At 66.5% G+C, this 19,565-nt stretch carries 15 protein-coding genes; 6 read left to right on the top strand and 9 right to left on the bottom strand.

What is annotated here, in order from left to right; translation table 11 throughout:
* Nucleotides 1-12: 12 nt before the first annotated feature.
* A complete protein-coding gene (locus KP010_RS11720; protein WP_142861506.1) occupies nt 13-2,430 on the bottom strand; it encodes a penicillin-binding protein 1A in 2,418 nt (805 codons plus the stop codon).
* A gap of 143 nt (nt 2,431-2,573) precedes the next feature.
* Nucleotides 2,574-3,824, bottom strand: a complete 1,251-nt coding sequence (locus KP010_RS11725) for an N-acetylmuramoyl-L-alanine amidase (protein WP_246659676.1) — start codon at nt 3,822-3,824, stop codon at nt 2,574-2,576.
* An 822-nt stretch (nt 3,825-4,646) separates the two neighbouring features.
* On the opposite strand from KP010_RS11725, the gene KP010_RS11730 reads away from it, so the two are divergent.
* Complete coding sequence (locus KP010_RS11730) at nt 4,647-7,586, top strand: ribonuclease E/G (protein WP_142861504.1); 2,940 nt, start codon at nt 4,647-4,649, stop codon at nt 7,584-7,586.
* Nucleotides 7,587-7,643: 57 nt separating this feature from the next.
* Here the strand turns inward: KP010_RS11730 and KP010_RS11735 are convergent, their stop codons facing one another.
* From KP010_RS11735 to KP010_RS11745, 3 genes are read right to left on the bottom strand one after another with little or no spacing between them, the layout of a single operon-like run.
* On the bottom strand, nt 7,644-7,880 hold the full coding sequence (locus KP010_RS11735; RefSeq protein ID WP_142861503.1) for a cysteine rich repeat-containing protein: 237 nt from the start codon (nt 7,878-7,880) through the stop codon (nt 7,644-7,646).
* A 25-nt stretch (nt 7,881-7,905) separates the two neighbouring features.
* On the bottom strand, nt 7,906-8,793 hold the full coding sequence (locus KP010_RS11740) for a sterol desaturase family protein (RefSeq protein ID WP_142861502.1): 888 nt from the start codon (nt 8,791-8,793) through the stop codon (nt 7,906-7,908).
* Nucleotides 8,794-8,831: 38 nt separating this feature from the next.
* On the bottom strand, nt 8,832-9,131 hold the full coding sequence (locus KP010_RS11745; RefSeq protein ID WP_142861501.1) for a hypothetical protein: 300 nt from the start codon (nt 9,129-9,131) through the stop codon (nt 8,832-8,834).
* Between the two features lie 182 nt (nt 9,132-9,313).
* Here KP010_RS11745 and KP010_RS11750 point away from each other — a divergent pair, with 182 nt between their 5' ends.
* Nucleotides 9,314-10,027, top strand: a complete 714-nt coding sequence (locus KP010_RS11750; RefSeq protein ID WP_142861500.1) for a response regulator — start codon at nt 9,314-9,316, stop codon at nt 10,025-10,027.
* Nucleotides 10,024-11,361: a HAMP domain-containing sensor histidine kinase gene (locus KP010_RS11755; RefSeq protein ID WP_246659675.1), complete on the top strand. Its 1,338-nt coding sequence runs from the start codon at nt 10,024-10,026 to the stop codon at nt 11,359-11,361. Before KP010_RS11750 ends, KP010_RS11755 begins: the two co-directional genes overlap by 4 nt.
* A gap of 9 nt (nt 11,362-11,370) precedes the next feature.
* On the opposite strand, the gene KP010_RS11760 is transcribed toward KP010_RS11755, so the two are convergent.
* Nucleotides 11,371-12,534 carry a pyridoxal phosphate-dependent aminotransferase gene (locus KP010_RS11760; protein WP_142861499.1) on the bottom strand — a complete coding sequence of 388 codons (1,164 nt, stop codon included), beginning with the start codon at nt 12,532-12,534 and terminating at the stop codon, nt 11,371-11,373.
* A 60-nt stretch (nt 12,535-12,594) separates the two neighbouring features.
* Nucleotides 12,595-14,649, bottom strand: coding sequence for a M3 family metallopeptidase (locus tag KP010_RS11765; RefSeq protein WP_142861498.1), 2,055 nt, complete (start codon nt 14,647-14,649; stop codon nt 12,595-12,597).
* 152 nt (nt 14,650-14,801) lie between these two features.
* On the opposite strand from KP010_RS11765, the gene epsC reads away from it, so the two are divergent.
* Nucleotides 14,802-15,737 carry a serine O-acetyltransferase EpsC gene (epsC, locus tag KP010_RS11770; protein ID WP_142861538.1) on the top strand — a complete coding sequence of 312 codons (936 nt, stop codon included), beginning with the start codon at nt 14,802-14,804 and terminating at the stop codon, nt 15,735-15,737.
* Nucleotides 15,738-15,740: 3 nt separating this feature from the next.
* Here the strand turns inward: epsC and KP010_RS11775 are convergent, their stop codons facing one another.
* Entirely contained in the window at nt 15,741-16,016 is a 276-nt protein-coding gene (locus KP010_RS11775) for a hypothetical protein (protein WP_142861497.1), read from the bottom strand.
* A gap of 134 nt (nt 16,017-16,150) precedes the next feature.
* Here KP010_RS11775 and KP010_RS11780 point away from each other — a divergent pair, with 134 nt between their 5' ends.
* Nucleotides 16,151-16,546 (top strand): YidH family protein, encoded by a 396-nt coding sequence (locus KP010_RS11780; protein ID WP_108917495.1) that lies wholly within the window; start codon nt 16,151-16,153, stop codon nt 16,544-16,546.
* Nucleotides 16,547-16,552: 6 nt separating this feature from the next.
* Here the strand turns inward: KP010_RS11780 and KP010_RS11785 are convergent, their stop codons facing one another.
* Nucleotides 16,553-17,437 carry a hypothetical protein gene (locus KP010_RS11785; protein ID WP_142861496.1) on the bottom strand — a complete coding sequence of 295 codons (885 nt, stop codon included), beginning with the start codon at nt 17,435-17,437 and terminating at the stop codon, nt 16,553-16,555.
* 315 nt (nt 17,438-17,752) lie between these two features.
* On the opposite strand from KP010_RS11785, the gene KP010_RS11790 reads away from it, so the two are divergent.
* Nucleotides 17,753-19,363, top strand: coding sequence for a PepSY domain-containing protein (locus KP010_RS11790; RefSeq protein WP_253203608.1), 1,611 nt, complete (start codon nt 17,753-17,755; stop codon nt 19,361-19,363).
* The last annotated feature ends 202 nt before the right edge of the window (nt 19,364-19,565 follow it).

The following is a 19,565-nucleotide window of genomic DNA, read 5'->3' on the forward strand; positions in this document are numbered from 1 at the left end:
TCCCGCCCCGCTTCAGTACAACCCGCCCGTTCCGCTGCCCACCTGCTTGTCCACATCCTGCGCGGCTCCAGACTGGAGCCCGCCGTCGCTGCCGGCCGGGGAGTAAGAATCCGGCGGCGCAGTGCCGGGCTTGAAGGCCTCGAGGATCGAGCCGGCGCCCTTGGAGCGCAGGCCCGAATGCGGGTCGACCGAGATCAGCTTTATGCCCGGCGGCACGCGGAAGGGCACGTCGGGCTTGTCCTTCAGCGCCACCGTCATGAAGTCGCGGAAGATCGGCGCGGCATAGGTCGCCGCCTGCGCGCTCTTGCCCTCGCCGACGGGGCGCGGGCGGTCGTAGCCGATATAGACGCCGACGGCGAGATCGGGCGAGAAGCCGACGAACCAGAGGTCCTTGGCCTCGTTGGTGGTGCCCGTCTTGCCGGCGAGATGCTTGCCCACCGCCTTGATCGACTGGCCGGTGCCGCGCTCGATGACGCCCTCCATGATCGAGGTGATCTGATAGGCGGTGAGTGGATCGAGCACTTGCTCGCGCTTGTCGATCAGCTTGGGCTCGTTCTGGCTCTCCCATTTGGGGGCGTCGCAGCCCAGGCACTGGCGCTCGTCATGGCGGTAGATCGTCTTGCCCCAGCGGTCCTGAATGCGGTCGATCAGCGTCGCCTTCACCCGTTTGCCGCCATTGCAGAGCATGGAATAGGCGGTCACCATGCGCATCACCGTCGTCTCGCCGGCGCCGAGCGCCATGGGCAGATAGAGCGGCATTTCGTCATAAATGCCGAAGCGTTTGGCGTATTCGGCGATCAGCGGCATTCCGACGTCCTTGGCGAGGCGCACCGTCATCATATTCTTGGAGTGCTCTATGCCATAGCGCAGCGGATGCGCGCCCGTGCCGTGAGCGCCCTCGAAATTCTCCGGCGTCCAGCTCTCGCCATTGGCCTGCACGATGGTGATCGGCTCGTCCAGAATGGAGGAGGAGGGCGTGTAGCCATTGTCGAGCGCGGTGGCGTAGACGAAGGGCTTGAAGGAGGAGCCCGGCTGGCGCAGCGCCTGCGTCGCGCGGTTGAACTCCGATTGATCATAAGAAAAGCCGCCGACCATGGCGAAGACGCGGCCCGTATAGGGGTCCATCGCTACCATGGCGCCGGAGATTTCCGGAATCTGGCGCAGCCGAAACTGTCCCGGCCGGCCCGTGAGCGGCTCGACATAAATGACGTCGCCCGGCGACAGGGCGGCGCGAATGCTGCGGCCGGCCCAGCGCATCCCTTCCTGGCCGAGCTGGCCGGTCTCGCGCTCGCGCGCCACCTCGCCGGATTTCTCGCGCCCGGGCTGCAGGCCGATGCGGGCGAAGCTGTCATTCGTCTCCAGCACCACGGCGAGACGCCAGGGCTTCACATCACCCAGAGCCGGAATATCGGCGAGCGGCAGGCCCCAATCATAGGAGATGTCGATATGGCGCATCGGCCCGCGGAAACCATGCGCCTCGTCGAAGCGCACGAGGCCGTCGGCCAGCGCCTTGCGCGTGATCGCCTGCATCTTCGGATCGAGCGTCGAGCGCACCGAGAGGCCGCCCTCATAAAGCTTCTTGTCCCCATATTTGTCGAGCAGCTCGCGGCGCACCTCCTCGGCGAAGAAGCCGGCGACATAGGTGTTGGGCGAGGTGACGCGCGGATTGACGCCGAGCGGCTCGGTCTTGGCCTTGTCGCCGTCCTTCTGCGAGACGAAGCCGTCGGCGACCATGCGATCGATGACGTAATTGCGGCGCTCGAGCGCGCGGTCGCGATGCAGGAAGGGGTGATAGTTGTTCGGCGCCTTGGGCAGAGCGGCGAGATAGGCGGCTTCCGGTATCGTCAGCTCATAGACCGATTTGTTGAAATAATTCAGCGCCGCGGCGGCGACGCCATAATTGCCGAGGCCGAGATAGATCTCGTTGAGATAGAGCTCGAGGATGCGGTCCTTGGGATAGGCCGCCTCTATGCGGAAGGAGATCAGCGCCTCGCGGATCTTGCGCTCGAAGCTGCGCTCATTGCCGACGAGGAAGTTCTTGGCCACCTGCTGGGTGATGGTGGAGGCGCCCTGCATGTGCCGGCCGCCTTGGGCGAGGATCGAGGCGGCGCGGGCGATGCCTTCGAAATCGACGCCGTTGTGCGTGTAGAAATTCTTGTCCTCGGCCGAGATGAAGGCCTGCTTGACGAGCGGCGGAATCGCCGAGCTCGGCAGGAACAGCCGGCGCTCGCGCGAATATTCGGCGAGAATGGAGCCGTCATTGGCGTGGATGCGCGTCGTGACCGGCGGCTCGTAATTGCGCAATTGCGCCGTGTCCGGCAGGTCTTTCGAGAACACATAGACGACGCCGGCGGCGGCCGTCACGGCGATCAGGAAGACGATGGCGCCGGTCGCGAAGAGGAAGCCGAAGAACCGGACGAGCAGACGCATGAAGGATGATCCTCGAAGGAGACGCATTGCCGTGAAATCTGGCGCGCGTCGCGCCGTCGGCGTCTCGTTTAGAGATATTTTATCGCGACGGAAACCCGAATCGGCCCCGCATCCGCGCCCTTCCTTATGCCAGTTTTTATGTTTTATTGTGGGCGCGCGGTCGCGGCCACGGCTTGCGCGGGCGCGCTGGCCTGCGCCTGCTCGCGAGCCGGATCCTGGCGTTCCTCGAAATAGCGCTCGATCGCCTGCGCTGTGGCCGCGGCCGCGCGTTCGCGCCATTCGGGCGAGACGAGCCGCGAGAGATCGCGCGTGCTCGAAAGATAGCCGAGCTCGAGCAGAACCGAGGGAATATCGAAGGCCTTCAGCACGACGAAGCCGGCGGAACGGCTCGGATTCTTGTTGAGATGGCCGAAGGTTTGCCAATAGGCGATCAGCGTGCGGGCGAAGACGCGGCTATAGGCGCGGGTCTCGCGGCGGGTGAGGTCGTAGAGAATGTCGCCGACCTCGCCGGCGTCCTCCGATTTCGGCTCCAGCCCGGCGGCGCGATCGGCGAAATTCTCCTTTTCCGCGATCTTCGCCGCCTCGGCGTCCGAGGCGCGGCCGGAGACCGTATAGACCGTCGCCCCTTCGACGCTCGCCTCGCCGAGCGTATCCGCATGAATCGACAAGAACAATTCGGCGCCTGCCTGGCGAGCGACGCGCACCCGCTCGTCGAGCGCCATAAAGGCGTCTTCATTGCGGGTGAGGGCCACGCGCAGTCTGCCGCTCGCCTCGAGCTTGGCCTTCAGCACGCGGGCGAATTCGAGGACGATGGTCTTCTCCTGCTCGCCATGCGGTCCGGCCGCGCCGACATCGACGCCGCCATGACCGGGGTCGATGATCAGCATGGGCTTGCTTCCCGGCGGTGGAGGCGGCTCCACGGCCGCGCTCTGAGCGATTCTCGGGACGGCGGCCGGCGCTCTTCGGGCCGCCTCTGCGGCAAAGCTCGCGGGGTCGGTCGCTTCGAGCTCGACGACGAAACGGGGAGACTTCAGCTTCGAATCGCTCTCGGCGCGGATGATTTTGGCCGGACGCGCGAGATCGATGACGATTCGCGACCGTCCCGGCGCGAAATGGCCGAAGCGGAAGGAGGCGACGAGATCGTCGGCGCCGCGCTTGTCCTTGGCCGGGCGGCCGATTTCGGGGTCGAGCCGGAAGGCCATTTCCGGCAGATCGACGACGATTCGGTACGGATCGGCGACGGGAAAGACAGTGGGCGTCACCTCTGCCGTCGTCTCGAAGACGAGGCGCGCCCGGTCCTTCTTCTGCTCGATTCGCGCGGCGATCGCCGAGACCGGCTCGGCCGACGAAGCGGACTCGGCGCCGGCGCCGGCGCCGAATGGGGCGAAAGCCAAGCTAAAGGCCAGAGCCGCCGCGGAAAATCGTCGCCGAGGCGCGAGCCGGCCCGACCGATCCTGAGCCCGCAAAGGCCGAGCTCCCCTCGGTCGCCTGTCGTTCATTTCGAAAACCGCCCCGCTCGCGCGCTCGCCCGAAAACAATATGGCGCGGCTCGCGCATGGGCGCGAGCCCGAAATCTTTCTGAGGATATCTGGTTAACGCGAAGTTTAGGACAGGCTGTGGGCGAAGGCGCCGAATGGGCTCGCCCAACTTGCGGTGTCGCCTTCGAGACATTATGTATGGAAACGTTCCGTGGAAGGGTCCGAAATACGCCGCGCGTATTTCGTCGGCTCTCGGCGCTGGGAACCGTCTCGGGACGGACGGCGTGTTTTCCGCGGAACGAACACGTTCGAATGCACGCCTCGCGCGCGGGTTCCGGACGGGCGGGCGCCGCCGTAAGGCGCTGTGACATAAGGTTTTTGTGACGAGCTCATGGCGAAGTACGAGCTCATGGCGAAGTCCATGACATGCCGCCGATCGAGGCCCCGCTCAGCTCGCGAGTATCGCGCGCCGGCGGAGCAATCGATTCGCGCTGTCGCGCCGAGCCGTCGTCACTTCGGCTCCCGGTCGGATTCGCTTCGGCGGCCGGTCGGGCCTCTCGCCCAGTCCGCCGGCGGTCGCGCCGGTTCGCGTATCCGATGTTTCGCGATCGACACCAACTCCCAGAAAACACGCGTCGACGCTCCGACGCTTCGCCGGACCGCGGTCGCATCATCCTCTAGGGGATGTTCGCTCGAGACCGCCGGCGTCGCCTCGCGTCGCGCCGCAAAGAGTTTCTCATGGCCAACAAAATGCTCATCGACGCCTCCCACCCGGAGGAAACCCGCGTAGTCGTGCTACGTGGCAATCGCGTTCAGGAATTCGACTTCGAAGCCGCCGACAAAAGACCTCTGCGCGGCAATATCTATCTCGCCAAGGTCACGCGCGTGGAGCCCTCGCTCCAGGCCGCCTTTGTGGATTACGGCGGCAATCGTCACGGCTTTCTGGCCTTCGCCGAAATTCACCCGGATTATTATCAGATTCCCGTCGCCGATCGAATCGCTCTGCTCGAGGAGGAGAGCCGCGTCCATCAGCAGGAGGACGAGGAGCCGCGCCAGCACAGCGGCGGACGCCGCCGCTCGCGCCGCCGCCATTCGGACGGCGCAGAGAAGCGCGCCAACGCCGATGAGGTGATTTCCGAAAGCGCGCCCGAAAACGAGGAGGGCGCCGAGGCCGAGGCCCCGGCCGTCGAGGCGGCTGGTCCTGTCGAGGCCGAGACGCGAGCGCAAGCCGAGACGCCGGCGCAGGACCTGAGCGTCGAGAGCGCCGAGCCCGAATCGGCGCCTGTCGCGGAGGCGGTCGAGACGCTCGCGCCGGAGGCGGCCGAGGCGCCGATCTCCGTCGATCCGCAAGGCTTCGGCGTCGTCGAGGTCGGCCATGCCGAAGAGGCGCCCGTCGAGCCGGCCGAGGCCGATCACGAGGCCAAGGCCCGCCACCAGGAAGAGCGCGACGAGGAGCATGAGGCGGAGCGCGAGGAGGCCGAGGCGCGCCGCCGCGACGACGACCATGACGAGGAAGAAGAGCACGAGGACGAGGAAGAGCACGTCGAGCATATCGGCGGCGACGCCATGGAAGAGGTTCCGCACCGGCCTTCGCGCTCGCGCCGTCAGTATAAGATCCAGGAGGTCATCAAGCGCCGCCAGGTTCTGCTCGTGCAGGTCGTCAAGGAAGAGCGCGGCAACAAGGGCGCGGCGCTGACCACCTACCTCTCGCTCGCCGGCCGCTATTCCGTGCTGATGCCCAACACCGCGCGCGGCGGCGGCATCTCCCGCAAGATCACCGACGGCGCCGATCGCAAGCGCCTCAAGGAAATCGTGCAGGAGCTCGAGGTGCCGGAGGGCATGGGCGTCATTCTGCGCACCGCCGGCGCGACGCGCACCAAGGCCGAGGTCAAGCGCGATTTCGAATATTTGCTGCGCATGTGGGAGAGCGTGCGCGAATTGACGCTGCGCTCCAGCGCGCCGACCCTCGTCTATGAGGAAGGCTCGCTCATCAAGCGCGCCATTCGCGATCTCTACGGCCGCGACGTCGAGGAGGTCATCGTCTCCGGCGAGGAGTCCTATCGTGAGGCCAAGGACTTCATGCGTATGCTCATTCCGAGCCACGCCAAGAACGTCCGCCTCTATCGCGATCCCAATCCGATCTTCGCCGCCGCCGGCGCGGAGGCGCAGCTCGACGCGCTCTTCTCCAATCAGGTGACGCTGAAATCGGGCGGCTATCTCGTCATCAATCAGACCGAGGCGCTGGTCGCCATCGACGTGAACTCGGGTCGCTCCACGCGCGAGCACAATATCGAGGACACGGCGTTGCGCACCAATCTGGAGGCGGCCGACGAGGTCGCCCGCCAGCTGCGCCTGCGCGATCTCGCCGGCCTCATCGTCGTCGATTTCATCGACATGGAAGAGAGCCGCAACAATCGCTCGGTCGAGCGCCGCTTGAAGGACGCGCTCAAGAACGACCGCGCCCGCATTCAGGTCGGCCGCATCTCGCATTTCGGCCTGCTCGAAATGTCGCGCCAGCGCATCCGCGCCGGCGTGCTCGAGGGCTCGACCGTGCCCTGTCCGCATTGCGCCGGCGCCGGCACGGTGCGCTCCACCGCCTCCATCGCGCTGCATGTGCTGCGTGTGCTCGAGGATGCGCTCATCAAGAGCGCGGCGCATGACATCATCCTGCGCACGCGCACTGTGGTGGCGCTCTATATTCTCAATCAGAAGCGCGGCCATCTGCAGGCGCTGGAGCGCCGCTTCGGCGTCGCCATCACCGTTTCGGCGGACGACAGCCTGACCGGCACCTCCTATCATGCGCTGGAGCGCGGCGAGCCGGCCACCGGCGTGCGCGAGCTTCCGACGCAGCAGCCGCTGCGCGTCGATTCGCTCGCCGATCTCGAGGAGGAGATCGAGCCGACCGAGACCGAGACCGAGACCGAGGCGGACGAAGTTGCCGAGCGTCGGCCCGAGACTCCGCGGCGTGAAGAACGTGCGCCTTTCACCGAGGAAGAGGGCGAGGGACAGGCGCGCGGGCGCCGTCGGCGCCGTCGTCGCGGACGCGGCGGCGGACTGTCCGGCGGAGAAGCGCCGGCGCCGGGCGCTGAGCAGCCGTCGGATGAAGGCCTCGCCATTGTCGCGGAGATCGATGGCGTGCCCGCCGCGCCGGCCAATGAGGTTCCGCGGCCGGCGGAACGCGGCAGCCGCGGCGGACGCGGTCGTCGCGCCGGCCGCTGGACGCGATCCTCGCCGCTGCCGCCCGAGTTTCGCGAGCAGGGCGCCTTCCCGCTCGACGAGGGCGCCGCCGAGACGGCCGTCTCTGCGGCCGAGGCGCATATTCCGCCTTATGAGGCGCCCGAGGCGGCTCCGGCTCCCGCCGTGACGGAGGCGGCCCAGATCGCCGAGGCGTCGGCCCCGGAGGCGTCGGCCCCGGAGGCTCCGGCCCCGGAAGCTCCGGCCGATTCGGCTACGCCGGTCGAGGGCGCGGCCCCAGCCGCGCCTGCGCCCGAGGCTCCCTCGGCGGCTGCGGAGGCTCCAGAGCCCGCGGCTCCGCCTACCCCCATCGTGCACGAGGCCGCAGCCCCGCCGGCTCCGCCCCGCAAGCCGACCGAGACGGTTATTACCGAGGCCGACCCCAATCGTCCCAAGAAGGGCGGCTGGTGGCAACGCGCCAAGGCCTCGCTCGGCGGCGAATGACGAAAAAAGTGCGACGGCCTCGAGCGGCCGTCGCGCCTTTCTTATCCGTGGCGGAGCCTACTTGCCGAGCGCCTTCGCGCAATCCGGCCCGAGTTCCGACGCATGGTTCTGCAGGCAGGCGATGATGCGGCCGCCGCCCGGCATGACGCCGCTGCAGAAGCGCTGATAATCCTGCTTGCAGGCTTTCTTCATCGCATCGGCCTTGGCGCCGGCGGGCGCCGTCTGCGCGGCGGCCGGACCCGCGGCCAGGGCGAGCGCGACGGCGGCGAAGGCGTAAAGCGTCGTCTTATTCATCGTCATTCTCCTCTTTTTAAAAAGCTCAGGCCGGGATGGCCTTCGCCGCGCCGGGGCGGGGCGTTTCCTCGGATGCGCCGGGCGGCGCGAGCAATGTCCGCAGCGCAGCGCGCCAATCGGCGGCGGAGGCGGCGTCGCGGAACATTGCGGCCCATTCGCCGAGCGCGATCTTCAGCGGATTGAAGCTCGGCGATCCGCCGACGAGCCCGTAGCGCAGCGCTTCCTGCTTCGGCGCCTCGGCGAATGTGCCGAATAGGCGATCGAAGAGGATCAGCACGCCGCCGTAATTCCTGTCGAGACAGGATTCGTTGGAGGCGTGATGCACGCGATGATGCGCCGGCGTGTTGAGCAGATATTCCAGCGCGCCCAGGCGCGGGCAGAGCTCGGTATGGATGAAGAACTGGTAGAGCAGATTGCCGGTCAGCATCAGCGCTATGGCGATGGGGTGGAAGCCGATGAAGGCGAGCGGCAGGAAGAACAGGAAATTGCCCGAGAGCCCCGCCGTCCATCCGAGCCGCACCGCCGCCGTATAATTCATGCGCGTCGGCGAATGATGAACGCTATGCGTCGCCCATAGCCAGCGCACGCGATGCGAGGCGCGATGGTCCCAATAATAGAAGAATTCGACGCCGATGAAGAGTGCCACGAGAGCGAGCGCGCTGGTCGGATCGAATTCGAGGAGGCGATGCTCATAGGCGAAGGCGTAAGGCCCGGCCATGATCAGCGCCTCGGCCCCGCGCAGCAGCGAGCGCCCGAGCGCGACGCCCAGCGAGGCGGCGCTCTCGCGCAGATCATGACGCTCGTGCGCGGTAAAACGCGCGAACGCATATTCGAGCGTCATGAAGCCGATGGCGGCGGCGAGAATGATCAGCCTCGCATGGAGGTCGATCGGAGAGTTCGTGAGTTGCGGCATGATGCGATTGTCCTGGCGGCTCGACGCGGGCTTGCCGCTCAACGCGAGACGGAGCGGGAATAGCTATAGGATCGGCCGCCTCGTCCCGAGCCTTGGCCGCTGACATTGCAGACGCCGCCGGCGCAGTTCGCGGCGCCGGAGCGGCTCCAGGCGCCGTGCGGACCGGAGGCGCCGCGCCCCCAGGAGCAAGAGCCGCCGCCGCAGCTTCTCGAAGCGTTCCAATTGCTCGTCCCGCGCGGACCCGTGAAAGAGCCGCTGCGCGTCCAGGCGTTGGCCTCGGAGACGGCGGCGAATGTTGTCAGCACGGCCAGAGCCGGAGCGGCGATGGATCGAAACATGTGAAATCTCCTCTTCCTCTTGCCGTCGATGCTTCGACATGAGGATGAGGATGCGCGCGCTTCGTCCTGCGCCGATCACCATCGCGCGACTTTTCGTCTCCTTTTGTCGCGCTTTCGTAACATCATGTAACAGCGCCTCTCGCGCTCTTGCCTGAAAGGCGTTGTGGATCGACATTTGCCTCATGAGCGCGCCCGCAGCCCGAATTCTGATGGTGGAGGACGATCCCGAGATCGGCCGGCTGGTCGGCGATTTTTTGCGCCGCGAGGGCTTCGAGTTCATTCTCGCTCAGGATGCGCGAGCGATGGACGAATCGCTCGCTCGCGCACGGCCGGACTTGTTGATCCTCGATCTGATGCTGCCGGGCGAGGACGGCCTCTCGATCTGCCGGCGCTTGCGCGCGAGCGATTCTCTGCCGATCCTGATGCTGACGGCGAAAAGCGACGAGATCGATCGCGTCGTCGGCCTCGAAATGGGCGCCGATGATTATCTGACGAAGCCTTTCGGGCCGCGCGAATTGCTCGCCCGCGTGCGCGCGCTGCTGCGCCGCGCCCAGGCGGAGCCGAGCCGACCGGCGAGCCGGCGCTATTCTTTCGATCGCTTCGTGCTCGATCTCGACGCGCGCAACTTCGAATCAGCCGGCGCGCCGATCGCGCTGACCAGCGCGGAATTCGATTTGCTCGCCTGTTTCGTCCAGCATCCGCGCCGCGTGCTGACGCGCGATCAATTGCTCGATTGGACGCATGGCCGCAACGCCGATCCTTTCGACCGCGCGATTGACATGCTGGTCTCGCGCCTGCGCAAGAAGCTCGATGCGGCGGGGGCGAGCGGCGATCTCATCGCCACTGTGCGCAATGGCGGCTATTTGTTCAAAGCCGAGGTCCGGCGCCTCTCATGATGTCGCGCTGGACCATAGCCGCGCGCCTCACGCTCATCGTCATCGTGAGCCTGACCGCTGTTTGGGTCGCCGCCATCGCCGCTCTCTATCGCTTCACCGCCGATGAGAGCGCGCGGGCGCGGCCGACGCCCGAACATGTCGCCGCCGTCGTCGAGCTGATCGAGCGCACGCCGCCGCAAATGCGCGCGCTGGCGCTGGAGGCGGTGGCGTCGCCCCTATTCGCGCCGCGGCTTTTGCCGGCCGGCGTGGTCGCGGCGCCGTCCGGTCCGCTCGTCGCGGACGACATTCGCCGCGACTATGCCGACGCGCTGGATGGCCGTGCGCTGGTTTTGGAATGGCGCCCCACTTTGTCGATCGGCCGTCGATTTCCGCGTCTCGCGGGCGCGCTCTCCAATGCGCTCGAGTTCCGCATTTCATTGCGCGGCGGCGAGACGCTGCTCATCGACACGCGCGGCGCGATGATGGTGGCGCGTTCGGGCGTTCCGGTCGGGCTGCTCGCCGGTCTTTTCGGGACGCTCGTGGCGCTCGCCGCTCTGCTCGTCATGTATCGCGAGACGAAGCCGATCGCGCGTCTCGCCGCCGCGGTCGACGCGATCGATCTCTCCGGCGCGCCGGCGCCGTTGCCGCGCCGGCGCGGCAATGCGCCGGAAGTGCGCGCGCTCGTCGCCGCCTTCGAGCGATTGCAGGCGCGGCTCTTCGGTCTCCTGCGCGCGCGCATGGCGCTGATCGGCGGCATTTCGCATGATGTGCGCACATTCGCGACGCGCCTGCGGCTGCGTGTCGAAGCGATCGCCGACGATGGCGAGCGGAGCCGCGCCATTGCGGATATAGACGATATGATCCGGCTGCTCGACGATGCGCTTCTCTCGAGTCGAGCCGGCGCTGGAGAGCTCGTACGCGAGATGATCGATGTCGCGGCGCTGCTTCGCGCCGAGATCGAGGATCGCGCGCAGAGCGCTGCTGTCGATATAGATTTTGGCGGCGTCGCCGATGCGATCGTTCTCGGAGATCGATTGGCGCTGCGTCGCGTCTTCGCCAATCTTATCGACAATGCGCTGAAATATGGCCATGCCGCGCATGTTTCTCTCACATCGCGCGGCGCCTGCGTCGAGATCGCGGTGGAGGACGAAGGGCCGGGAATTCCGGAGGCGCAGCGCGCGCTGATGCTGGAGCCGTTCAGCCGGCTGGAGACATCGCGCAGTCGCGGCGCGGGCGGCGCCGGCCTCGGCCTCGCCATTGTGCGCGCGCTCGTCGAGGCGCATGGCGGCGAGGTGACGATCGGCCGCGCTGTGAAAGGCGGCGCGCGCGTCGCCGTTACGCTACCTTTGTTTTAAAAGGTCGGTTCACTTTCCGAGCCAAGCGGCGAGGCGGTCGAGGCCGAGGCGCACCTCGCTCTCCGCTCCGGCGTAGGAGAAGCGCAGCATTCGCTTGCCGCGCGCGCGATCGAAATCGATTCCCGGCGTGACGGCGACGCCGGCCTCCTTGAGCATTCGCTTGCAGAAGGCCGCCGAATCCGCGGAAAAACGCGAGATATCGGCGTAGATGTAAAAGGCGCCGTCCGGCGGCGCGAATTCGGCGAAGCCCAAGCGCGGCAGCCGTTCCAGCAGCAGCGCGCGGCTGCGCGCATAACTCGCCTTCACCGCCTCGAGCTCCGCCTTCGCCTCGAAAGCCTCGAGCGCGGCGATCTGGGCCAGTGTCGGCGCCGAAATGGCGAGCGATTGCTGCAGCCGCTCCATCGGCCGCACCAAAGATTCGGGCGCGACTAGCCAGCCGAGCCGCCAGCCGGTCATCGCATAATATTTCGAAAAGCTGTTCACGACGATGGCGTTGCGCGAATGCGCCAGCGCCGTCTCGCAAGGCCGCTCATAGGAGAGGCCGTGATAGATTTCGTCGGAGACGAAGAGAATTCCGGCGTCTTCGCAGAAGGCGCAGATTTTTTGAAATTCGTCGCTCGGAATCATCGCGCCGGTGGGATTGGCCGGGCTCGCCAGCAGCGCGCCGTCGAGGCGCTTTGCGCGATGCGCCGCCTCGAGCAGAGCGGCGGTCGGCGAATAGAGCGTGTCGGCGCCGACATCGATCAGCACGGACTCGAGGCCGAGCGAGGCGAGAATATTGGCGTAGGCCGGATAGCCCGGCGCCGTCATGGCGATGCGCGCGCCCGGATCGAAGCCGGCGAGAAAGGCCAATAGGAACGCCCCCGACGATCCGGTGGCGACGATGACGCGTTCCGGCGAGACGTCGACGCCATAGGCCTCGCCATAATGGCGCGCGATGCGCTGGCGCAGCGCCGGGCGGCCGAGCGCTTCGGCATAGCCTATGGCGCCTTCGGCGAGCGAGCGCGTTGCGGCCTCGCGCACGGCGCGCGGCGCCGGAGCGCCGGGCTCGCCCAGCTCCATATGGACGATGCGGCGGCCCTGCCGCTCGAGCTCGCGCGTTTCGCTCAGCACATCCATCGCGATGAAGGGCGCGATGGCGCTGCGCTTGGAGGGGGAGGGAGGCTTCGTCATGCGATCAGCATAGCGGCGACGAATGTGACATTCGTGGGGCGCGACGCTGCGCTCGCGCTCTTACCGAGCGAAGCCGCGCTGACGCAGCAGCGCGTCGACATTCGGCATTCGGCCGCGAAAGGCCACATACGCCTCGGCCGGGTCCCGCGTTCCGCCGGCGGCGTAGATGTGACGGCGCAAGCGTTCGGCAATGTCGGGCGCGAAAGGATCGCCGGCCTCGAGGAAAGCCTCATAGGCGTCGGCGTCGAGCGTCTCCGCCCAGAGATAAGAGTAATAGCCGGCCGAATAGCCGTCGCCGGCGAAGACATGGGTGAAATGCGGCGTCCTGTGCCGCATGATGATCTCTTCCGGCATCGATATGCGCGCGAGGCTCTCGCGCTCGAAGGCAAGCGCATCGAAGCTCTCGTCGATGGCGCTTTCGTGCAGATCGAGATCGACATAGGCGGAGGCGCAGAATTCGACGCTGGCGAAGCCCTGGTTGAAGTGCCGCGACTTCTGGATGCGCTCGAGCAATTCCTCCGGCATGGGCGCGCCAGTCTCGGCGTGGCGCGCGAAGCCGCGGAGAATTTCCGGCTCCAGCAGCCAATGCTCATAGAGCTGCGAGGGCAGCTCGACGAAATCGCGCGCGACATTTGTGCCGGCGACGAGCGGATAGGTGACGTCCGACAACATTCCGTGCAGCGCATGGCCGAACTCGTGGAATAGAGTGCGGGCGTCGTCGAGGCTGAGCAGAGTCGGCGCGCCATCGGGCGCGCGCGAGAAATTCAGCACATTGACGACGATCGGACGAATGCGTTCGTCGAGATTCTCCTGGCCGCGAAACTCCGACATCCAGGCGCCGCCGCGCTTGGAGGGCCGCGCGAAATAATCGCCGAGGAAGAGCGCGACATGCTCGCCTTTCGCATCGCGGACGTCGAAGGCGCGCACGCTCGGGTGATAGAGATCGAGCCCTTCCACCTCGATGAAGGAGAGGCCGAACAGACGTGTCGCGACATGGAAGGCGGCGGCGATCATCTGATCCAGCTGGAAATAGGGACGCAGCTCCGCTTGATCGAGATCATAGCGCTCCTTGCGCACGCGCTCGGCGTAATGGCGCCAGTCGGCGGCGCCGATCGCGACATTGGCGCCGTCGCGCTCCGCGAGCGCTTGCAGATCGTCGCGCTCGGCCTTCGCCGCGGCGAGAGCGGGCGCCCAGACGCGATCGAGCAGCTCGCGCACGGCCGTGGGCGTCTTCGCCATCGTGTCGTCGAGCTTATAGGCGGCGAAATTCGCAAAGCCGTTGAGCCGCGCGCGCTCCTCGCGCAGGCGCAAAATCTCGGCGATCAAAGCCCGATTGTCGGTCGCGCCGCCATTCTCGCCGCGGCTGGCCCAGGCGCGAAAGGCGGTCTCGCGCAGATCGCGGCGCGTCGAGCTCTGCAGGAAAATCTCGACGCTCGAGCGCGCGAGGGTGACGCCATATTTGCCGGGCGCGCCGCGCTCTTGCGCGACCTGCGCCGCCGAGGCGCGGAAATCTTCCGACAGTCCGTCGAGATCGCTCTCCTCGAGCAGCAGGAGATAATCGGCCTCGTCGGCGAGGACATTCTGCGCGAAAGAAGTGGTGAGAGTGGCGAGGCGCTCGGAAATCTCCGTCATGCGGCGCTTCACCGTCTCGTCGAGCTTCGCGCCGGCGCGCAAAAAGCGCTTATGCGTGAGCTCCAGCACGCGCGCCTGCTCCGCCGTCAGCGCCAGCGCGTCGCGGCGCGCATGGAGCGCGTCGACGCGGGCGAACAGCGCGGCGTTCAGCAATATCTCATTCTCGTGCCGCGCCAGCGCGCCGGACATTTCGCGCTCGATCTCCTGAAGCTCAGGCGTGGAGTCGGTCGCGGAGAGATTCCAGAAGACGCCGCCGACGCGGGCCAGAAGGCGGCCGGAGCGCTCGAGAGCGGCGATCGTGTTCTCGAAATCGGGCGGCGAGGGATTTTCGGCGATGCGCGCGATCTCGGCCAGATTTTCCACCATGCCGGCCTCGAAAGCGGGACGGTAGTGCTCGGCCTTCAGCGCGCCGAAGGCCGGCAGGCCGAAAGCGGGGGACGAGGCGGAGGGCGGCGGCGAGAGCAGCGGATTTTTGATCGTCATCTTTTTCCTCGGTCTTCGCCGCGAGATTAGGCGCTCGCGCGCCCTCGCGCCAGTTGTCCTCCATCCCACATTAGTGTAGTAGATTTATAGACTGAGTTTGAGGGGCGGCGCGGGTGACGCAGCAAGCAAAGCATGGGCCGCAGGCGGAGCCCATTCCCACCAGAACCGAATTCGGCGGCTTTCCGCGGCTCGGCGGCATTGTCGCGGAGCTCGGCGAATTGCGCCGCGCCTCACAGAAGCGGCGCTATCGTGACGGGCGCCTGCCCGAACTGCCCTCGCGCGAGGCGACGATCGAGATTATCGAGGACCTCGCGGCGAGCCTCTACCCTCGCCATTTCGGTCCGCCGGAGCTGACGACAGACGGCGCCGACGGCTTCGTGCTCCACACGCTGGACAAGAGCCTGCGCGCATTGCGCGAGCAGGTGCGCCGCGAGCTGCTATTGCTGGCCAATGGCTCCGATGACGGAGCCATCGACCATCGGCCGCGCGCGCATGAGATCGTCGATGCTTTCGCGCAAGCGCTGCCGCAGATACGCGCGCTGCTCGACACCGACATTCGCGCGGCCTTCGAGGGCGATCCCGCGGCCAAGAGCCTCGACGAGGTGGTGTTCTCCTATCCCGGCCTTTCGGCGATCATTCGTCACAGGCTCGCGCATCGTCTCTATCTGCTCGGCGCGCCCATGCTCGCGCGGCTCGTTTCGGAAATCGCCCATTCGGCGACGGGAATCGACATTCATCCGGGCGCGGAGATCGGCGAAGGCTTCTTCATCGATCATGGCACCGGCGTCGTCATCGGCGAGACCGCCGTCATCGGCAAGAATGTGCGGCTCTATCAGGCGGTGACGCTGGGCGCGAAGCGCTTCGAGATCGATGCGAGCGGCGCGCTGGTGAAGGGCGGCGCGCGTCATCCGATCATAGAGGACGATGTGGTGATCTACGCCGGCGCCACTGTGCTCGGACGAATCACGATCGGCCGCGGCTCCGTCATCGGCGGCAATGTCTGGCTGACGCATAGCGTGCCGGCGGGCAGCAATGTCACGCAGGCGAAGCCGTTGAGCGAATCCTTCACCTTCGGCGCCGGCATCTGAGCGTCACGGGGTCGGCGCGGCGGCGCTCGCCGGCGTCTCTTCCGTCGCGTCTCCCTCGCCCATAGGGACGTTTCGCTCGGAGAGCGCCGAGCAGAGCGCCGCCGCATTGTCCCATGTGCAGGTCGTCGCGCCGACGCCGCGCGTGCATGTGCATCTGTAGAGCACGCCGGAGATGCATCGCGTGGCTCCCGAATCGCTCGTCGATCGGCAATCCTGGGCGGAGGCCGCGGTCGCGGCGATCAGCATGGCGGCCGACAGGCGCGTCAACGGATAGATCATGGCGGAAGCTCCGAAGATGTCTGCGGATCGACGAGGGGCTATTTATCGCGCCATCGAAGCGGATCAATGTGCGTCGTCTCGTCGCTCCGCATATGATCCGCCGGCATCCGCCCGGAGCCGCGAGAGGAGACGCCATGATACGCGACTATGTCAGCCATGCCGCCAATGAGCGGACGTTTCTCGCATGGGTTCGCACCGGCATAGCGATCATGGCGCTCGGCTTCGTGATCGAAAAATTCGATCTGTTCGTGCGCACGATCAGCCTCACGCTTCCCGAGGCGGAGCGCGGCGCGATATTGCGGCGTTTCGAAAAATTGTCGGGACCTTTGACGAGCGGGGGAGGCGGGGGCCTGCTGGCGCTCGGCGGCGTTGTGCTGATCATAGTCGCAACCGTGCGTTTCATTCACACGCGGCGTCTCATCGCCGATGAGGCGCAGCATGGATTCGACGCGGGCGTCGTCGAGCTCGTCATTCTCTCCGCGCTGCTGCTGCTCGGCTCGGGATTCGTCGTCTATCTCGCGATCGGCTGAGGCCGCTCAGCGGCCGTGCGTTCCGGTCGCGGGAATGTCCTCCTCTTCCATTTGGACAGAAGGCGATCGCTCGGCGGGCGTCTCGAGATATCGCGGCGCGCGCTGCGGCCGGCCTTCCTGCTCGGCGCGGCGGAATTCCTCGTATCCTTCATAGATCGGCGCGAGGACGCCATTGCATTCCGAGCGCGAGAGTTTCGTCTTGTGCATCAGCGTCTCGACGATGCGCTCGAGCTCCTTGTGCAAATGTCTGAGGCGCATGGCCGTGACCGATTGCAGCTCCTCGAAGATCGCGAGGCTCAGCCGCTCCTTCTCCTCCTCGGAGAGCGAGGCCGTGTAGTGAGTCTTGTGCATGAAAGATCGGGCCAGCCGAAAGGCGGTGTTCATATTGCGATCGTCGACGCCGTCCTGCGGCGGGGCGCCGATGAAAATATGCTCGGCGATGCGCGGCGCCAGCGCGCGCATCGCATGGAGCGCGTCCTTGTCGGCCGGCGTGGCGAGATCATTGATGAAATGCGCGACGCCTCTCTCCTGCTCGAATTGCACATCGGCGAGCCAGAGATCGGAGCCGGCGCGTCCCGAGCCGCGAAACAGAGTGACGCTCTGCGTGCGCACGCCGCCGGTCGCCGAGATCAGCATGATTCCGGCCGCGCGCGCCGCCGTGCGGCGACGTCCCGATGTGTCGGGATCGCAGGCGTTCATGCGCTTGCCGACCGCGCGCCGCAATGCGCGCGCGGCTTTCTCGGCGCGGGCGCGCTCCGCCTCTATGCGCTGCTGCTCGCGCAACGCGGCGAGCGCTTGCTCGCGCGCCGCGATCGCCGCAGCGTCGATCGTCGATATCTCCGGCTTGTTCGGTTTCGTTTTGCGTCGAGTATGCGCGATATAGACGCCCATCCGCTCCTCCGCAGATCGCCTTCACCGATCGATCGCGATTTCGTGCGATGTCGCGATCGTCTCAGACGCAGGGGGAACGCTAGCGCCGGAGGCGACGCCTCGGCGATTGTGGAGAATCCGCTTGTGGCGATCCCGCGGTTCGTCGCCGGGCGGGTGGCGGCGCAGGCGCGCATCGCGCTGCAATGGCGCAGAAAACTGGATATATTCCTATTTACCTAGTCGTATTTGTCATTTATGTTTCGTGACGATTTTTCGGGATTTCGCCGCGGGCGGATCGACGCCGGCGGCCATTCAGCGCGAGGCGGAGCGTCACGAATGTCGATCTTGCTTTTCCTTCATCGATGGGTAGGGGTCGTATTGGCGCTGTTCATGCTGGTCTGGTTCAGCACTGGACTTTCCATTGCTTTCATCGGCTCGCCGACGATCGATCGCGCGCAGCGGCTCGCTCATGCGCCGGCGCTGCTCCCGCAGGATGGCTGGCTTTCGCTCGGCGAGGCGCTGACCGCGAGCGCTCCGGCGCGCGCGCAGGCCGTGAAAGCGGGCGCCGGCGGAATGGTCGGGGGTGGAATGGGGGGCGGCGCGCGGTGCGCGCGCGCCGACCATGGCGGCGCCAAGAGCGAGCGCGGCGTCGCCGATGCGCGGCTGCTGCGAATCGGCGAGGAGCCGGTCTGGCTGATCGAGGACGACGCCGGCCGCCGTTTCGCTCTCTCCGCGACCACTGGCGCGCTGCTCGAATTCGACCGCGAGGCGGCCGAGCGCATCGCGCGCGACTGGCTCGGCGCGCCCTCGCTGCTCTATCTCGACACGGTGGAGGCGGCTGTCGGCCTGCGCAATGCGGAGGCGCTGAAGCCTTTCCATCGCTTTGCGGTCGGCGATGCGGCGGGAACGCAGATCATCGTCTCCGCGCGCAGCGGCGAGGTCGCGCAAGTGGCGACGCGGGTCGAGCGCGCTTTCGTCTATGCCGGCAATTGGCTGCATCTTTTCCGCTGGCTGGACGCGCTCGGCGCCGGCGATTATCGGCGCGACGCTCTGACCTATGCCGGATTTTTCGCGGCCGTCGGCGCTTTCACCGGAATCGTCCTCGGCTGGATCAAGTGGAAGCCGGGATTTTTCGGCCGTCCGACCTATGCGCGCGGCCGCACGCAGCCCTATCGAGAGAGCTGGCTGAAATATCACTTTTGGGCCGGCCTCATCGGCGGGACTTTCGCTTTCGGCTGGGCGGCGAGCGGTTTTCTCTCCACCAATCCAGGGCAGATATTCTCGCAGGCGACGGCGAGCCGCGAGGAGCTCGGGCGCTATCGCGGCGCCGGGTTGCCGCAGACCCTGCGCGAGTGGCGGCCTTCCGCAGCGCTCGGCCTTTCGGCCGATGTCGTGGAGCTCTCCTGGAGCCGATTGGGCGAGGAGGCGCTGCTGATCGCCCAATCGCGTGACGGCGCGCGCCGCTCCGTCTCTGCGCCGGGCGCCGTTGCTAGCCTCGGCGAGCCGGCGCTGCGCGCCGCCGCGGAACGGCTGAAGGAGGGCGTCGCCATCGCCGGCGCCGAGACGCTCGCCGATTATGATTCCTATTATTTCGCCAATCATCGACAGACGGCGCTGGACAAGCCCTTGCCCGTGCTGCGCGTCGATTTCGCGGATGCGGAGCGCACATCGCTCTATATCGATCCGGCCGACGGCCGCCTGCTCGTCAAATTCGACACGAGCCGGCGCGCCTATCGTTGGCTCTATTCGGCTGTGCATCATTGGGATTTCGGCTGGTTCCGCAATCATTGGCTCTGGTGGGGCTGGATGGGCGTGTGGATATCCTTCGGCGTCGCGCTGAGCGCCAGCGCCGTGGTGTTGGCCTGGCGGCGTCTGCGGCGCTCGCTTCCGGCTCCGCAGGCGGCGAGCGGCGAAAAGCGTGAAAGTCGCGCCGCGCAGACCGCCTGACCGGCGCGCAGCCGATCTCAATCTCTATTGATATCATAGGATAGACTAGAAGAGCCCCGCCTCCCTCGAGGAGGCGGGGCTCTCTTCGTTCGCGCGTATCGTCCTGTGGCGTCGGCGCCACAGGCGGCTCCAGAAAGTCGCAGCGTTGCGAAGAGGTCGAGCGCAGCTGTTGACGCGCTCTTATAAATATACGTAATCTATA

Source organism: Methylosinus sp. KRF6, from assembly GCF_018887255.1.
In the GTDB taxonomy this organism is placed as follows: domain Bacteria; phylum Pseudomonadota; class Alphaproteobacteria; order Rhizobiales; family Beijerinckiaceae; genus Methylosinus; species Methylosinus sporium.

Excerpts from the sequence above, each read along its gene's own strand:
- KP010_RS11785 (WP_142861496.1), bottom strand. The coding sequence starts at position 17,437 with ATGGGCGTCTATATCGCGCATACTCGACGCAAAACGAAACCGAACAAG.
- KP010_RS11760 (WP_142861499.1), bottom strand. The coding sequence starts at position 12,534 with ATGACGAAGCCTCCCTCCCCCTCCAAGCGCAGCGCCATCGCGCCCTTC.
- KP010_RS11750 (WP_142861500.1), top strand. The coding sequence starts at position 9,314 with ATGAGCGCGCCCGCAGCCCGAATTCTGATGGTGGAGGACGATCCCGAG.
- KP010_RS11740 (WP_142861502.1), bottom strand. The coding sequence starts at position 8,793 with ATGCCGCAACTCACGAACTCTCCGATCGACCTCCATGCGAGGCTGATC.
- KP010_RS11780 (WP_108917495.1), top strand. The coding sequence starts at position 16,151 with ATGATACGCGACTATGTCAGCCATGCCGCCAATGAGCGGACGTTTCTC.
- KP010_RS11745 (WP_142861501.1), bottom strand. The coding sequence starts at position 9,131 with ATGTTTCGATCCATCGCCGCTCCGGCTCTGGCCGTGCTGACAACATTC.
- KP010_RS11775 (WP_142861497.1), bottom strand. The coding sequence starts at position 16,016 with ATGATCTATCCGTTGACGCGCCTGTCGGCCGCCATGCTGATCGCCGCG.
- KP010_RS11790 (WP_253203608.1), top strand. The coding sequence starts at position 17,753 with ATGTCGATCTTGCTTTTCCTTCATCGATGGGTAGGGGTCGTATTGGCG.
- KP010_RS11765 (WP_142861498.1), bottom strand. The coding sequence starts at position 14,649 with ATGACGATCAAAAATCCGCTGCTCTCGCCGCCGCCCTCCGCCTCGTCC.
- KP010_RS11755 (WP_246659675.1), top strand. The coding sequence starts at position 10,024 with ATGATGTCGCGCTGGACCATAGCCGCGCGCCTCACGCTCATCGTCATC.
- KP010_RS11735 (WP_142861503.1), bottom strand. The coding sequence starts at position 7,880 with ATGAATAAGACGACGCTTTACGCCTTCGCCGCCGTCGCGCTCGCCCTG.
- KP010_RS11720 (WP_142861506.1), bottom strand. The coding sequence starts at position 2,430 with ATGCGTCTGCTCGTCCGGTTCTTCGGCTTCCTCTTCGCGACCGGCGCC.
- KP010_RS11730 (WP_142861504.1), top strand. The coding sequence starts at position 4,647 with ATGGCCAACAAAATGCTCATCGACGCCTCCCACCCGGAGGAAACCCGC.